The organism is Novosphingobium sp. NFX11, assembly GCF_057376415.1.
Window position 1 is genome coordinate 834,212 of sequence record NZ_CP080384.1, and the last position, 14,614, is coordinate 848,825.

11 protein-coding genes and 2 pseudogenes are annotated in these 14,614 nt (G+C 64.5%); 9 read left to right on the plus strand and 4 right to left on the minus strand.

The genetic code is table 11. From position 1 onward, the window contains the following. Positions 1 to 234 precede the first annotated feature (234 nt). From KZO24_RS04305 to KZO24_RS04330, 6 genes are all read left to right on the plus strand, one after another. Complete coding sequence (locus KZO24_RS04305) at positions 235 to 1,476, plus strand: lipoprotein-releasing ABC transporter permease subunit (protein WP_271181154.1); 1,242 nt, start codon at positions 235 to 237, stop codon at positions 1,474 to 1,476. Further along, positions 1,469 to 2,152 (plus strand): ABC transporter ATP-binding protein, encoded by a 684-nt coding sequence (locus KZO24_RS04310; RefSeq protein ID WP_271181153.1) that lies wholly within the window; start codon positions 1,469 to 1,471, stop codon positions 2,150 to 2,152. The genes KZO24_RS04305 and KZO24_RS04310 overlap by 8 nt, the downstream gene beginning before the upstream one ends. A 155-nt stretch (positions 2,153 to 2,307) precedes the next feature. Beyond that, complete coding sequence (locus KZO24_RS04315; RefSeq protein WP_008829733.1) at positions 2,308 to 2,586, plus strand: hypothetical protein; 279 nt, start codon at positions 2,308 to 2,310, stop codon at positions 2,584 to 2,586. A 9-nt stretch (positions 2,587 to 2,595) separates the two neighbouring features. After that, the gene (locus KZO24_RS04320; RefSeq protein WP_271181152.1) at positions 2,596 to 3,102 is read left to right on the plus strand and encodes a glutathione peroxidase; all 507 of its coding nucleotides are present in this window, start codon (positions 2,596 to 2,598) and stop codon (positions 3,100 to 3,102) included. 280 nt (positions 3,103 to 3,382) lie between these two features. Further along, positions 3,383 to 3,664 carry a carboxylesterase family protein gene (locus KZO24_RS04325; RefSeq protein WP_486486914.1) on the plus strand — a complete coding sequence of 94 codons (282 nt, stop codon included), beginning with the start codon at positions 3,383 to 3,385 and terminating at the stop codon, positions 3,662 to 3,664. 82 nt (positions 3,665 to 3,746) lie between these two features. Continuing rightward, positions 3,747 to 4,610, plus strand: a complete 864-nt coding sequence (locus tag KZO24_RS04330; protein ID WP_486486915.1) for a carboxylesterase family protein — start codon at positions 3,747 to 3,749, stop codon at positions 4,608 to 4,610. Here KZO24_RS04330 and KZO24_RS04335 read toward each other — a convergent pair. Then, on the minus strand, positions 4,607 to 5,815 hold the full coding sequence (locus tag KZO24_RS04335) for a GGDEF domain-containing protein (protein ID WP_271181150.1): 1,209 nt from the start codon (positions 5,813 to 5,815) through the stop codon (positions 4,607 to 4,609). The genes KZO24_RS04330 and KZO24_RS04335 overlap by 4 nt on opposite strands. 329 nt (positions 5,816 to 6,144) lie before the next feature. On the opposite strand from KZO24_RS04335, the pseudogene dnaE reads away from it, so the two are divergent. Beyond that, a pseudogene (gene dnaE / locus KZO24_RS04340) lies at positions 6,145 to 9,743 on the plus strand (DNA polymerase III subunit alpha). Positions 9,744 to 9,783: 40 nt separating this feature from the next. On the opposite strand, the gene KZO24_RS04345 reads toward dnaE, so the two are convergent. Then, complete coding sequence (locus tag KZO24_RS04345; protein ID WP_271181148.1) at positions 9,784 to 10,053, minus strand: hypothetical protein; 270 nt, start codon at positions 10,051 to 10,053, stop codon at positions 9,784 to 9,786. Between the two features lie 369 nt (positions 10,054 to 10,422). Continuing rightward, positions 10,423 to 11,492 (minus strand): annotated as a pseudogene (locus KZO24_RS04350) (PA0069 family radical SAM protein). 109 nt (positions 11,493 to 11,601) lie between these two features. Here KZO24_RS04350 and KZO24_RS04355 point away from each other — a divergent pair. Beyond that, positions 11,602 to 12,183 carry a TetR/AcrR family transcriptional regulator gene (locus tag KZO24_RS04355; protein ID WP_271181145.1) on the plus strand — a complete coding sequence of 194 codons (582 nt, stop codon included), beginning with the start codon at positions 11,602 to 11,604 and terminating at the stop codon, positions 12,181 to 12,183. Positions 12,184 to 12,325: 142 nt separating this feature from the next. Then, positions 12,326 to 13,174 carry a TauD/TfdA dioxygenase family protein gene (locus KZO24_RS04360; RefSeq protein WP_271181144.1) on the plus strand — a complete coding sequence of 283 codons (849 nt, stop codon included), beginning with the start codon at positions 12,326 to 12,328 and terminating at the stop codon, positions 13,172 to 13,174. Positions 13,175 to 13,275: 101 nt separating this feature from the next. Here KZO24_RS04360 and KZO24_RS04365 read toward each other — a convergent pair whose 3' ends face one another. Next, on the minus strand, positions 13,276 to 14,499 hold the full coding sequence (locus KZO24_RS04365; RefSeq protein WP_008829742.1) for an NADP-dependent isocitrate dehydrogenase: 1,224 nt from the start codon (positions 14,497 to 14,499) through the stop codon (positions 13,276 to 13,278). Positions 14,500 to 14,614 lie beyond the last annotated feature (115 nt).

The window sequence follows — 14,614 nt, forward strand, 5'->3', positions numbered from 1 at the left end:
GGTGACACATCGCATTCGTAAGGTCACACCGATCAGCTCGCGCTGCGCTTAAAACCCACGAAAATCCGCCCTTCACCGGCGGTCAGGCATCAACGGTTCACCCATCAGACAGTGTAAACCCTGCAGACCTCCCGCATTCGTACCACCCCTCGGGAACCATCCGCCCGCCCGCAGCTTGCCAGCACCGCCTGCGCATCCTAATGCCTCTTCACCTTTTCAAGACGGACCCCTCGCTTGATCCTATCCCCCTTCGAATGGACGATCGCCAAGCGCTACATGCTGCCCGGAAAAGGCGAGCGCTTCATCGCTCTCGTCGCCGGCATCAGCCTCGTCGCGGTCATGCTCGGCGTGGCCGCGCTGGTCATCGTCATGAGCGTGATGAACGGTTTCCGCGCCGAACTGTTCGACAAGATCGTCAACCTCAACGGCCACGCCATCATCCAGGCTTACGGCGGCCGCCTCGACAACTGGCAGAGCGTCCTTGAGGACGTGCGGGGGACGCCCGGCGTCACCCGCGCCTCGCCGCTGATCGAGCAGCCGCTGCTGGCCAGCTTCAATGGCCGGGTCGAGGCTATCCTGGTGCGCGGCAACACCGGCGAGGACATCAACCGCCTTGCCGACAAGGTGAAGGCGGGCAATCTCCCCGAACTGAAGACCGGGTCCGACAACGTCGCGATCGGCAAGCAGCTGGCGCAGAACCTAGGCGCGCAAGTGGGCGACGTGATCACCATTATCAACCCGGCGGGCCGCTCGACGCCCTTCGGCACGGTGCCGCGCCAGATCGCCTACCGCATCGCGGCGATCTTCGAGATCGGCGTCTACGACTACGACAACGCCTTCGTGGTCATGCCGATGAAGGACGCGCAGACGCTGCTGCTGACCGGCGACCAGATCGGCATGATCGAGGTCACCACCAACAACCCCGACCGGGTGGGTGAGATACTCGCGCCGCTGACGCGCCAGCTCTCGGGTCGCGCAGTCGTCACCGACTGGCGCACCATCAACGCCTCCTTGTTCGAGGCGCTGGCGGTGGAGCGGGTGGCGATGTTCGTGATCCTGTCGATCATCGTGCTGGTGGCGGTGTTCAACATCCTCTCCTCGCTGATCATGCTGGTGCGCGCCAAGACACGCGACATCGCGATCCTGCGCACGATGGGGGCGACGCGGCACTCGCTGCTCAAGGTCTTCGTCACGGCGGGCTTCTGCATCGGCGCGATGGGCACCGTGGCGGGTGTGATCATCGGCTTCATCTTCCTCTATTTCCGCCAGCCGATCGTGCATCTGGTGGAGATCCTGACGGGCCAGAACCTGTGGGACCCCTCGATCCGCTTCCTGACCGAGCTGCCTGCGCGCTCCGACCCGGTGGAGATCGCCACGATCTGCATCATGGCGCTGGTGTTCAGCTTCCTTGCCACGCTCTACCCCGCCTACAAGGCGGCGAGCACCGATCCCGTGCAGGTGCTGCGCTATGAATGATATCGTTGACCCTGTCGTCCGCCTGACCGACGTGACCCGCAGCTTCGAGCAGGGCGGGGTGAAGATCGACGTCCTGCGCGGCGTGAACCTGCAGGTCCGTCCCGGAGAGATCGTCGCGTTGCTCGGTCCCTCGGGATCGGGCAAGTCGACGATGCTGCAGGCGATCGGCCTGCTCGAAGGCGGCTTCGGCGGCAAGATCGAGATCGCCGGGATCGACGCCAGCAAGCTGGGCAAGGACCAGCGCGCGGCGGTGCGTCGCGATCACATCGGTTTCGTCTATCAGTTCCACCATCTGCTGCCCGACTTCAACGCGATCGAGAACGTCGTGCTGCCCCAGCTGATCACCGGAAAGCCGCGCTCCGAGTGCGATGCGAGAGCGACCGAACTGCTCACTGCGCTTGGCCTCGGCGCAAGGCTGGAGCATCGTCCGAGCAAGCTCTCGGGCGGCGAGCAGCAGCGCGTCGCCGTGGCCCGCGCGCTGGCCAACCGCCCGCACATGGTGCTGGCCGACGAACCCACCGGCAATCTCGACGAGGCGACGGCGGACAAGGTCTTCGCCCAGTTCCTCGCGCTAGTGCGCGGAGAGGGCAGCGCCGCGCTCGTCGCCACGCACAACGAGCGGCTGGCGGCGGCGATGGACCGGGTGGTGCGACTGCATGACGGGGTGCTGACCTGAGCGGCGCAAGCGCAGTTCTCTCATGCCCCTCCCGCTGACGGGAGGGGCAGGGGTGGGCAATCTCAGGTTCCTGATTCTTCGCCGGAACCGCCGTTGAACTCGCGGTTTTCCTTTCCCACATTGCTTAATCCAGGCGATAAGAAAGGAACCCGCCAATGAGCGACATCCCGTCCACTATCGCAGCCGGCAGCACTCCGCCTCGGAGCTTCGGCTGGGACGACACGGCCGAACTGCACAAGTGCGAGGACGGCGGCGGGCTGTTCCACAACTTCAAGACGATCCGCCGCGGCACCGTGGCGGAACTGGTCGCCTTCGTGATGGGACTGCCCGAGGCGAAGCAGGACGACTATGCGATCGAGAAGGACGGCGACCACACGATGCGCATCGGGGAGATTCGGCACCTCTCGCGGCGCGCCGATTTCCCGGCTTCCTGAGCGCTATCGGTGAGTACAGACCCTCGCACCATTGCGGATTTCAACGCGACATTGCCCAATGGCGAGACGATCAGCCTCGCCGACCGGCTGGGCAAGGTGGTGCTGGTGGTCAACACCGCCAGCAAGTGCGGCTTCACCCCGCAGTACAAGGGGCTGGAGGAACTCTGGCGCAAGTACCGCGAGCAGGGGTTCGAGATCATCGCTTTCCCCTGCAACCAGTTCGGCGGGCAGGAGCCGGGGGATGCCGACGAGATCGCAGCCTTTTGCGAGGTGAACTTCGGCCTTTCCTTCCCGCTGATGGGCAAGGTCGAGGTCAATGGGCCAGACACTGTGCCGCTTTACGACTGGCTCAAGGCCGAGGCGCCGGGACTGCTGGGCTCGAAATCGATCAAGTGGAACTTCACCAAGTTCCTCATCGACCGCGAAGGCAAGGTAGTGCGCCGCTATGCGCCGACCGACAAGCCCGCTGCGCTTGAGCAGGCCATCTCCAGGCTGCTGTCGTCGTCCCGGACTTGATCCGGGACCGCTGGCGGTCTTTAGTCCGCAGCGTGCGCCGTGCGCCTTGCCGAAAGGTGGGGACGTTCACGGCCAGCGGTCCCGGATCAAGTCCGGGACAACGACGTCAGGAGACCTTCTTGAAAGAGCCCATTTTTCTCTCGGCCATTCTCTTTGCCACCACCGCCTGTTCACCGGTTGCCGTCGCCGATCCTGTGGCGGTCACGCGCAGCGGCGAGGTCCGGGGAGAAGTGAGCAAGGGTGTGGTCAGCTGGAAGGGGATTCCTTTGCCGCGCCGCCGGTGGGCGATCTGCGCTGGCGCGCGCCGCAACCGGTCGCGGCGTGGACGGGCGTGCGCCCGGCGACCGCCTATGGCCATGACTGCATGCAGAAGCCGTTCCCCAGCGACGCCGCGCCGCTCGGCACCCCGCCGGCCGAGGACTGCCTCTACCTTAACGTCTGGAAGCCGGAAGGCGCCAAAGCGAAGCTGCCTGTGGTGTTCTGGATCTACGGCGGCGGTTTCGTGAACGGTGGTTCCTCACCCCCACGTACTCGGGCGCGGAACTGGCGCGGAAAGGCGTAATGGTGGTGAGTTTCAATTACCGGGTCGGCCGCTTCGGCACTTTCGCTCATCCGCAATTGAGCAAGGCGGATGCGGACGGGGATTGCTGGGCAATTACGGCACTCTCGATCAGGTGGCGGCGCTCAAGTGGGTGCGTGACAACATCGCGGCCTTCGGTGGCGATCCTGACAACGTGACCCTCATCGGCGAAAGTGCGGGCGGCATGTCGGTGCACATGCTGATGACCTCGCCGATGACGCAGGGCCTGTTCGCGCGGGCCGTCGCCATGTCCGGCGGTGACGGCACGGCGCTCGGTGCGGGAGGTCTGGCCGAAGCCGAAAAGACCGGGGCCGCCTTCGCCGCGACCAAGGGCATCGCCGAGGATGATCCCCAGGCGCTCGTGAAACTGCGCGCGCTGCCGGCGGAGCAGGTGGTCGATGGCCTAAATCTCGAGGCGCTGTTCGCGGCGAAGCGCCCGCCGTTCTCCTCGCCTTTCGTCGACGGGCGCATCGCCGTCGACGTGGCCAAGGCTTATGCTGCCGGCAAGTTCGCCAAGGTTCCGGTGATGGTCGGGGCCACCAGCGCCGACATGGGCGGCCCGGACGGCTTCATGATCAAGGGTGCCCGTGATGTCGCGCGCACGCTCTCGCAGTCGGGCGTGCCGGTCTACGCCTATCGCTTCTCCTATGTCGCCTCTTCGGTTGGAAAGCCGGGGGCGGGGCACGCGAGCGACATACCGTTCTTCTTCGACACCCAGGCGATCAAGTATGGTGACGCGACGACCGCCCGCGACGATGCTATCGGGAACATGATCAGCGATACGCTAGTCGCCTTTGCGACGACGGGAAATCCCAACGGCGGCAAGCGTCCGAACTGGCCGCGCTATGATCCGGCCCGGGACGTGATCATGGACTTCGCCGTCGATGGCGAGGCGCGCGTGGGCCGCGATCCGCTGACGGTACGCTAGGCGGAGGCGCGGCGTCCGGCGGCAGCGCGAAAGTCGATCGGCGCCGTGTCCTTGCGTTCACCCGGCTCGGCCATGACCGTCTGGTTGCGGCCGAGGCGCTTGGCCGCATAGAGCGCTTCGTCGGCATCGGTGAACCGCGCCGCATGATCGTCGCCGGGTTCGAGCATGGCCACGCCGACGCTGATGGTGCAGCGGCGCGTTTCGCCACCGCTGACGTGACTGCGTGCCTCGAAGGCGATACGCATCGCTTCGGCGCGGGCCATGATCGCCTCTGGCGTGCGGGCCTGGATGATGGCGGCGAACTCCTCCCCACCGACGCGGAACACGTTTCCGGCGCCGAGGGTCTCGCGCGCGACCATGGCGGCGCCGACGATCACCATGTCGCCGAAACCGTGGCCGAGCCCGTCGTTGATCGCCTTGAAGTGGTCGATATCGAGCACTGCTACTGCGGTGCTTCCTTCTGCCCGAGGCGTGCGGGCGAGCGCCTCCATGCGATCGTCCAGCGCGCGGCGATTGCCGATCCCGGTCAGCGGGTCGATAGAGGCGAGACGATAGTGCTGCGCCGCTAGCTGCTCACGCCCCAGCGCCGTCAGGAACACGCCGAGCAGCAGCCCTTGCAGCACGATCAGGAAGTTGAACAGCGCGATCGACCAGACTTGCGTTTCCTTCGGCCCGAAAGGCGCGGGGAGTGAGAGCGAGAATGGCGCGCGCAGCAGTTCGAACACGCAGAAAACCGCGAAGATCCAATAGAGCGTCGTGGCCGACTGCAACTGCGGCTGGCGCATCCGCATGAATTCGCGCGCGGCCAGCCCGTCGAACAACGCAAAGAGCAGCACGCGCGGCAACATGCGCAGTTCCGAGATCGCATCGTCGGCGCCGATAGTCGCCGAGAACAGCAGCACCGCCACGCACGGCAGCAGCATCAGCAGCGGGCGAGGGCGGCGCCCTCCCGTCACTCGTGCGGCCAGCCAGGCAGAGCCGTATACGACGGTCAGCGCAAACCAGCCGAGCCTCAGGCCCAGCGGTCCCGGCAGGATTTCCGGATACGTCAGCAGGATACCGGCTGGCACCGCAATGCCGAACGGGGCGAACTGCCAGCGCCGCTGTGTCGGGCGACCGTCCTTGAACCAGGACAACAGGATCGCGATGCACATGATAGCACCGAGCGCAGTGCTGCACGCGGCGATGGTGGTGATGTCCGGCATCCGGTCAGCAGCACTTTCGAAACGGATGCGGCAGATCGGTCATCAGCAGGTCCGTTCGAGGATGCGAATCACATCCGGCCCATCCGGATGTGCACGTAGACGCATAGAGGGGTGTCGTTAACGCTTAGTGTTTGTGCGAGGCAAGAGCGTCGCGTCGCAAATCATTGCTTGAGCGGGAGTTTCCTGAGGGTGCAGATTACGTGCTCGCGGACTTTCGATCGTCGCAAGGGCCGCCATCGATCGCCTCTGGTTAACCATGCCTCCATGTATCCCCTGCCTTGTCATGTCACAGCCTTGATTGCGGCGGGGGCAGTGCATAGATTTAGCGGATGCCGCATGCTTCGTTCGTACCGCTTCGCATCTTCTCCAGCTTCACCATGCTGGATGGCGCGATCGACCCGAAGGCGATCGCCAAGCTGGCCAAGGAGCGCAAGTTTCCCGCTGCCGGATTGTGCGATCGCAACGGCCTTTATGCTGCCCCGATCTACGCGGGTGCTGCCAAGAGCATGGGCGTACAGCCTATCGTCGGCACTTTCCTCGCCATCGCCCGGCCCGGAGCTGTGGCGCAGGGGCAGGAGCGCCCGATCGACTGGATCGCACTCTTCGCGCAGAACGAGGCGGGCTGGCTTAACCTGTGCCACCACGTCAGCCGCGCGCACCTCGACCGACCGCTGGAGATGGACCCCAACGTCGAGCTGGACTCGCTGCGCGGCTATACCGACGGCCTGATCTGCCTCACTGGCGGCAACGAGGGCGCACTTGCACGGCTTTATGCGGCCGGCCGCCACGAGCAAGCAGAAAGCTACTGCGACACCCTCCAGTCGCTGTTCGGCGACCGCCTCTACATCGAGATCACCCGGACCGGCGAACCTGAGGAGGACGAGAGCGAGGAAGACCTGATCGCGCTCGCCTACCAGCGCGATATTCCGCTCGTTGGCACCAACCCAGCGCAGTTTGCCGAGAAGACCTTCCACGCGGCCCATGACGCGATGCTGTGCATCGCCAACTCGACGCAAGTTGATGCGGCGGACCGTCCGCGTTCCTCGTCCGAGCGCTGGGTGAAGCCGGCCGCCGAGATGGCGGAGCTGTTTTCCGACCTGCCCGAGGCGCTGGCAAACACGCTCGTCGTCGCGCAGCGCTGCGCGTACATACCGCCAAAGCGCAAGCCGTTGCTGCCGAGCCTCGCCGGCGATCGCGAAGGCGAGGCACGCATGCTGGCGGACGACTCGCGCCGTGGTCTTGCGGCGCGCCTCGCGCCATACTGGCCAGAAGTGACCGAGCAGGAACTCGACGAGGCGATGGCGCTGAAGGGCGACGAACGCCGCGCCGCATATGAAGCCCTGCGTGAAAAGGGCGTCACCGAAGACTTTCTCGAATACGCGGATCGTCTCGATTTCGAGGTCGGCATCATCGTCGGGATGGGGTTCCCTGGCTACTTCCTGATCGTTGCCGACTTTATCAAATGGTCGAACGAGAACGGCATCCCGGTGGGTCCCGGCCGTGGTTCGGGTGCAGGCTCGCTGGTGGCATGGGCGTTGACCATTACCGGCCTCGATCCGCTCAAGCTCGGCCTGCTGTTCGAACGCTTCCTCAACCCCGAGCGCGTCTCGATGCCGGACTTCGACATCGACTTCTGCGAAACCCGGCGCGGCGAGGTGATCCGCTACGTCCAAAAGAAGTACGGGCACGATCACGTCGCGCAGATCATTACCTTCGGCAAGATGAAGGCCCGCGCGGTGCTGCGCGACTGTGGCCGCATCCTGCAGATGGGCTATGGCCGCGTCGATTCGCTGTGCAAGATGGTGCCCAACCATCCGACCGATCCGTGGACGCTGACCGAGACGATCCAGGGGCGCAAGGCGCACGGCGTCACCAAAGACCCGCCGGTCGCGGAGTTCAAGCGCGAGTACGACAACGACCGCGAAGTGCGCCGTCTGGTAGATCTCGCGGTCCAGCTTGAGGGTCTGCCGCGCAACTCGTCCACCCACGCGGCGGGCGTGGTGATCGGTGATCGCCCGCTGGCGCAGCTGGTGCCACTCTACCGCGACCCGCGTTCCGACATGCCGGTGACCCAGTTCGACATGAAATATGTCGAGGATACCGGACTCGTGAAGTTCGACTTCCTCGGCCTCAAGACGCTGTCGGTGCTGCGCAAGGCGTGCGACCTTCTCGAACGACGTGGCATCACGATCAACCTGTCGACGCTCGCGTGGGATGATCCGGGCGTTTACGAACTGCTCAAGCGCGGCGATACGGTGGGCGTGTTCCAGCTCGAATCGGAAGGCATGCGCCGCACGCTGGCGGCGGTGAAGCCGACCAACTTCGGCGACATCATCGCGCTCGTTTCGCTCTATCGCCCCGGCCCGATGGACAACATCCCGCTGTTCGGCCAGCGCAAGAACGGCCTCGCACCGATCGAGTATCCGCACGACAAGCTGGCGGGCATCCTGGGCGAGACTTACGGCATCTTCGTCTACCAGGAACAGGTCATGCAGGCCGCGCAGATCCTGGCGGGCTACTCGCTCGGTGACGCCGACCTTCTGCGGCGCGCGATGGGCAAGAAGGTCCAGGCGGAAATGGACAAGCAGCGCCAGCGCTTCGTCGACGGCTGCAAGGAAGTCTCGGGAATCGACGCCGCCAAGGCCAACGAACTGTTCGACTTGATCGACAAATTCGCCGGTTACGGCTTCAACAAGTCGCACGCAGCCGCCTACGCGCTGCTGGCATATCATACGGCGTGGTTCAAGGCCCATTACCCGCACGAATTCTATGCCGCAGCGATGTGCTTCGACATGCACCAGTCGGAAAAGCTCGCGATATTCGTGGACGACGCGCGACGCAACGGCATCGAACTCGCCGCGCCCGACATCAACCGCTCGGAGGCCGAATTCATCGTCGAGGAGACGGCCGAAAGCCACGCAGTGCGCTATGCGCTGGCGGGTATCCGCAACGTCGGCGAAAAGGCGATGGACGCCATCGTCGCCGAGCGCGAGGCGAACGGGCCGTTCGTCGATCTCGACGACGTGTTCCGCCGCGCGCCTGCCGGATCGATGAACCGCCGCCAGCTGGAAAGCCTGGCGGCAGCGGGTGCGTTCGATGCGCTGGAGCCGAACCGCGCCAAAGTGCTCGCCAATGCCGATACCCTGCTCGCCGAGGCAGACCGTTCCTCGCGTGAGCGTAATTCCAGCCAGCACGGGCTGTTCGGCGGAGACGATCACGTCGAGCAGGCCCTTCGTCTTGTCGAAGCAGACAAGTGGGACCGTGCCGAGCACATGGCCAAGGAGCGCGAGACGTTCGGCTTCTACTTCGCCGCACATCCGGTGGAGCAGTATCGCGCGGTCGCCTCTGCCAACGGTGCGCGGACGTACTCCAGCCTCATGGCCGGCGGCGGAGGAGGCCGCACCGGCGCGGTGATGGCGGCGATGGTGGAGGGCGTCCAGAAGCGCAAGACCCGCAAGGGCAAGGACTTCGTGATGGCCGACTTCTCGGATTCGTCAGGCAATTTCTCGGCTTCGTGTTTCGAGGAGAGCCTGGTCGAGAACTTCGTGAAATGGGCCAAGGAAGGTGCCTGCATCCTCCTCAATGTCGAACTTGATTCGCCCAGTCCGGACGAACCCCCGCGCGTCACCGTACGTGGCGGCAGGCCTCTGAACGAAGTGAAGGCCGACGCTCGCATGGTGCTCAAGCTCGACATCGATCGGGTCGAGGCGGTGCAGGAGCTGGCGCTGCTGATGCGTCCCGGTGCGCGCGGAGCGGGGAGGTGATCGCAACGCTCCACCTCGGAGACGGGCGCACGCAGAAAGTGCGGCTCGGCCGTGACTTCGCGCTCGACGGCGAATTCGCCGAGCACCTTCAGAGTGTGCAGGGGATAACGAACGTCTCGCTGACGGCCAAGCGCGGACCTGAGCGGGTTGCCATGGCCGCCTGATCCCCGGCGCGGGGCTGCCTTCGCGCCGGATACTGCCTGATTACTTGTCAGTCTTGACCGCGTCCTGGGCAGCATCGCCGACCTTGGTGGCGGCATTGCCGACGTCGTTGGCAGCTTCGGCGATGGCGTTGTCCTTGGCGGTCTCGCTGTTCTGGCTGAACAGGTAGATGCCGCCGACGATCGCGACGAGCAGCACGAGGGCCATCACGATCCCGGTGCCGCCGCCCGTCGAGCGTGTTTCGCGTATGATGGTGGTCTGACCCGGCGCCGCGTTTGCCGGGTGTTCGGTGGTAACGGTTTCTTCTGCCATGGTGGACTCCTGTCCTTTTGGTTGCTGGCAGGAGGAACGCGTAATTTTTGGGGAGGTTGCCCGACAAGTTGTCGGGACGTCTTCAGCGGTCGGGATACTGCGGTGGGCGTTTCCCCTCGACAGCGGCGACGCCTTCCGAGAAATCCTTGGGCATCAGCATCATGACCTGCTGCCGATCTTGCCTCCCACCACACCCGACAGTGACCGGGCATCGAGATTGCGGTTCGGCGTTTATTTGGTGAGCCTGAGGCCCATCGGCATTGTCGACCGTCTCCCCGCATCGCGGCGTTCGACAAGGATCGGATGGGCCATGGCGCAGGACAGGCCGGGCCGGAGATTGCGTAATCACCAGAGCGCCATCGTGCTTGCTTACAAAAGCGAGAGTTGCCCATCCAGAGAGGGGCGACGGAACCGTGTGCAATCCAGTGCGACATGCGGCCCTGTGATGCCCAGTCGCGTGGCGGCCACGCGGAAGCGGCGGCGGAACAGGTCGGCCCAGACGCCCTCGGGCCTCATGCGGGTAACGAAATTCGGATCGTTGTCCCGTCCGCCCCGGATCGAGCGGATCGTCGCTATCACCTTGCCGGCGCGCTGCGGAAAATGCGCGTCGAGCCATTCACGGAACAAGGGAGCGACTTCGTGCGGCAGGCGGATCACGATCCATGAGGCCGACCGGACACCGCGCGTGGCGGCATCCTCCAGTATCGCTTCCATGAAACTGTCGGTAATCGACGGGATGACCGGGGCGATCGAGACATGTGCCGGCACGCCCGCCTCTACCAGTCGACCGAGCGCTGCCATGCGTTTGGCGGGTGAGGCTGCACGCGGTTCAAGTTTCTGCGACAGCACCGGGTCGAGGCTGGTCACCGATATTCCCACATGCACGAGATTGTGCGTCGCAAGCCGTTCCAGCAGGTCGAGGTCGCGCAGCACGCGGTCGGACTTGGTGGTGATCGTCACTGGATGGCGCACATCGAGGCACAGTTCCAGCACCTCGCGCGTGATGTGATAGCGGGTCTCGATCGGCTGGTAGGGGTCCGTATTGGTGCCCATCGCGATCGGCGCGGGCTTGTAGCCGGGCTTTGCCAGCGTTTCGCGCAAGAGCTTCGCAGCGGTCGGTTTAGCGAACAGTTTCGTTTCGAAATCGAGGCCGGGCGAGAGATCGTGATAAGCATGCGTGGGCCGCGCGAAGCAGTAGATGCAGCCATGCTCGCACCCCTGTAAGCGTTGATCGAACGGTCGAACGGCACATCGGGCGACTTGTTGAAAGAGAGGATCGAGCGCGGGTGCTCCTCCGTAACGGTGGTCGCTGGGTGGCGGGCAGGGCCGTCGACCGTTTCTGCCGCGTCGAGCCAGTCACCGTCCGCTTCGCGTGCAGGCAGGTTGAAGCGCGCGCTCGCCGCGCCACTGATCGCTCCTCTGCCCTTGATCGCTTCCATGGTAGTGGGTTGAACAAAATAGGAACAAAAGTCAATCTGTCGTTACGTGTCCCAGCGCAGGTTGATCTTGCTGCGCTGCACCCTTAGGCGGGCGTGAAAGGGGAATTTAATGGCAGGCGCAGCGCGCAGGGTCGGAGCCGAGACGTCCGCGACACGGGCGGTCATCGTCGAGGCCACCAACCAGTTGATCCGGGACGAAGGCTATGCCGCCGTCAGCACGCGGCGCGTGGCGGCCCGGGCAGGGCTCAAGCCCTCTCTGGTGCACTACTATTTCCCTACCACCGACGACCTGCTGGTGGAGGTTTCGCGGCAAGGGGCGGCGCAGAGCGACCGCATGATCGAGGAGGCGCTGGCTTCCGACGACCCGCTGCGTGCGCTGTGGGGATTCTTCATCGATACCAGCAGGGTGGCGATGGCGCTGGAGTTCATGGCGCTCGCCAACCATCGTCCCGCGGTGCGTGACTACATGGCGCAGCACAGCGAGGAAATGCGCGCGCGGCAGGTCACGATCCTGCAGCACCTGCTCGGCGACAGGTTGGACCGGCTCGATGGCTTCGATGCGGCGGGGTTCAGCGTCGTTCTTGCCGGGATCGGACGGGCGGTGGTGATGGAGCAGGGGCTGGGGGTGAAGACCGGTCATGCCCAGGCGATCCGTATCGTAGAAGGTTGGCTGGACAAGCTGGCCGCCTGAGACACGATGCCGACACATACCGCGCGGGCGCTGATTGGGGTGCCGCAGGGGGTGGTGTGTGCAACTCGGCTTGATTCTCTCGGATGCTGGGCGAAGAACGTGGTAACAGCGTTCTCATACGGCATTCCTGGGAGACAAGGCCATGACGGTCGCCACCACCACTGCTCAGCTGAAGGCTGAGCACATCAAGCCGAAGATCGGCAGCCGCATTCTCAATTCGAAGGAAGAACTGCTTTCCGGCGAACTCGCCGCGCAACTGCGCGAAGAGCTTGAGGCGCGCGGCATCCTGGTCTTTCCGAAGATCAATTTCGATGACGCGGAGCAGATCGCCTTCACCAAGACGCTCGGCGAATACGCGCCCGAGGGGCCGGACGGCGGGCCGAGCAAGATCACGCTCGACGTGAAGGAAAACCCGGCCAGCGCGGAATACCTCAAGGGTTCGCTCTACTGGCACATCGACGGGACCCGCAACGAAGTGCCGATCCTGGCCTCGCTGCTCTCGTGCAAGGTGCCGAGCCCGAAGGGCACGGGCAACACCGGGTTCTCGAATACTTATGCCGCCTATGACGCGCTGTCCGACGAGGACAAGGCATATTACGACGACTTGCGCGTGCTCCATGGACCCTGGGCCTCGCTGTTCTACTACGAGCCGGAGCCGAGCCTAGCCAAGCTCAAGATCATGCAGGGGATCGGCGAGAAGGTGCTGCCGCTGGTGTGGAAGCACGCCTCGGGACGCAAGTCGCTGGTGCTGGGTTGCACCTGCCATCACGTGCAGGGCGTCGACCACCTGGAGAGCGCGCGGATCATCCATGGCCTGCGCGAATGGGCGACGGGGCCGGAGTTCACCTATAGCCACGAATGGTCGGTGGGCGATCTCGTGATCTGGGACAACACCGGCACCATGCACCGCGCGGAGGCTTACGACCCGACGTGCGGGCGCATGATGCACCGCACCAAGCTGGAGGGCGAGGAACCCTGGGCGGTGGAGTAGCGCTGAACGATTTCTCCCCGCGCGTGTCTCGGGGAGGAACAAAGAAAAAGCCCGCCGCCTCGTCTGAGGGGGCGGGCTTTTTCATTGAACCGACCGAAGGATCAGGCCCAGGTGGCCATTTCGGTCTCGAGGTTCTCGACGATCGCCTCGAAGAACTGCTCGGTGGTCATCCAGCTCTGGTCCGGACCGATCAGCAGTGCGAGATCCTTGGTCATCTTGCCGCTCTCGACGGTTTCGATGCAGATGCGCTCGACGGTCTCGGCGAACTTCACGACGTCCGGCGTACCGTCGAACTTGCCGCGATAGGCAAGGCCGCGGGTCCAGGCGAAGATCGACGCGATCGGGTTGGTCGAGGTCGCCTTGCCCTGCTGGTGCTGGCGGTAGTGACGGGTCACGGTGCCGTGGGCGGCTTCGGCCTCGACGGTCTTGCCGTCGGGCGAGAGCAGAACCGAGGTCATCAGGCCCAGCGAGCCGAAGCCCTGTGCGACGGTGTCCGACTGCACGTCGCCGTCGTAGTTCTTGCACGCCCAGACGAACTTGCCCGACCACTTGAGCGCCGAGGCGACCATGTCGTCGATCAGGCGGTGCTCGTAGATGATGCCGGCGGCGGCGAACTTCTCGGCGAAGCCTTCCTTGTCGAACACTTCCTGGAACAGATCCTTGAAGCGGCCGTCATAGGCCTTGAGGATCGTGTTCTTGGTCGACAGGTACACCGGCCAGCCGAGGTTGAGGCCGTAGTTGAACGAGGCGCGCGCGAAGTCGCGGATCGATTCGTCGAGGTTGTACATCGCCATGGCGACGCCCGGAGCCGGGAAGTCGAACACGTCGAGGTCGATCTTGTCGCCGTTTTCGCCGTCCCACACCAGGCGCAGCTTGCCGGCGCCGGGGATCAGGGTGTCGGTGGCCTTGTACTGGTCACCGAAGGCGTGACGGCCGACGACGATCGGGTCGGTCCAGCCCGGAACCAGGCGGGGCACGTTCGAGATCACGATGGGCTCGCGGAAGACGACGCCGCCGAGGATGTTGCGGATCGTGCCGTTGGGCGACTTCCACATCTTCTTGAGGCTGAATTCCTCGACGCGGGCTTCGTCGGGGGTGATGGTGGCGCACTTGACGGCGACGCCGAATTCCTTGGTCGCGTTGGCGGCGTCGATGGTGATCTGGTCACCGGTCTCGTCGCGCTTCTCGACCGAGAGGTCGTAGTACTTGAGGTCGATGTCGAGGTAGGGGAGGATCAGACGCTCGCGGATCCACTGCCAGATGATGCGGGTCATTTCATCGCCGTCCATTTCGACGACGGGGTTCACAACCTTGATCTTTGCCATTCTAAAGGGACTCCCTGGGGTGAGAATTGCGGCAGTCTCTAGGCACGGCTGCGCCCCATGGCAAGGCCGAGACTGGGGTGTGACAGCACCGACAGCGGCTTTGCAGGCCGGGTTC

What these genes read in the sequence shown, in the direction of transcription:
- KZO24_RS04360 (WP_271181144.1), top strand. Translation starts at nt 12,326, where the DNA reads ATGACGGTCGCCACCACCACTGCTCAGCTGAAGGCTGAGCACATCAAG.
- KZO24_RS04345 (WP_271181148.1), bottom strand. Translation starts at nt 10,053, where the DNA reads ATGGCAGAAGAAACCGTTACCACCGAACACCCGGCAAACGCGGCGCCG.
- KZO24_RS04365 (WP_008829742.1), bottom strand. Translation starts at nt 14,499, where the DNA reads ATGGCAAAGATCAAGGTTGTGAACCCCGTCGTCGAAATGGACGGCGAT.
- KZO24_RS04335 (WP_271181150.1), bottom strand. Translation starts at nt 5,815, where the DNA reads ATGCCGGACATCACCACCATCGCCGCGTGCAGCACTGCGCTCGGTGCT.
- KZO24_RS04355 (WP_271181145.1), top strand. Translation starts at nt 11,602, where the DNA reads ATGGCAGGCGCAGCGCGCAGGGTCGGAGCCGAGACGTCCGCGACACGG.
- KZO24_RS04310 (WP_271181153.1), top strand. Translation starts at nt 1,469, where the DNA reads ATGAATGATATCGTTGACCCTGTCGTCCGCCTGACCGACGTGACCCGC.
- KZO24_RS04315 (WP_008829733.1), top strand. Translation starts at nt 2,308, where the DNA reads ATGAGCGACATCCCGTCCACTATCGCAGCCGGCAGCACTCCGCCTCGG.